The organism is Bifidobacterium pullorum subsp. saeculare, assembly GCF_016899725.1.
GTDB lineage: Bacteria > Actinomycetota > Actinomycetes > Actinomycetales > Bifidobacteriaceae > Bifidobacterium > Bifidobacterium pullorum_C.
Window position 1 is genome coordinate 1 of record NZ_JACLYU010000150.1, and the last position, 485, is coordinate 485.

The following is a 485-nucleotide window of genomic DNA, read 5'->3' on the forward strand; positions in this document are numbered from 1 at the left end:
TTGCCCTTCATCTTCGCGGCGGGGATGCCGAGCTGGAACGACCACGCGACGAGCGTGCTCTTCGTGACGGTGCGGATGAAGATCTGCGTCGGATCCGTCCACGGCGCGATCATGCCGGCGGTCGCGCCGAACCCGAACACGAAGTACGCCTCCTCGTACGTGATGGCGCGCTCGTTCGACGCCTCGGGGACCGCGAGGACGTAGCCCTGGACCGGGCCCTTGGTGTTGTGGACCGTGACCGGAGGACCGGCCGCGCCGGTCGGACACGCCTCGTTGAACAGCGCCGAGTTCCCGATGTCGGGGAACGTGCCGGCGGGCGGCGTGCAGATCAGGGTCGGCGACGTCGCCGGGTTCCACGTCGCATCCTCGGCAACCGACGGGACGTACTGCATCGTCCCGGCGATGCCCGTCGCCGGGTTGTGGTTGTACATGAGGTCGATGTTGGCGCACGAGCCACTCGTGGTGAACACGAGGGTCGCGGGCAT

The 485-nt window shown here is 68.0% G+C and carries 1 protein-coding gene; it reads right to left on the reverse strand.

Going from position 1 to position 485, the window contains the following annotated elements; all coding sequences use genetic code 11:
- On the reverse strand, window positions 1–485 hold a 485-nt coding region (locus H7U32_RS09910), incomplete at both ends, for a hypothetical protein (RefSeq protein ID WP_204469871.1).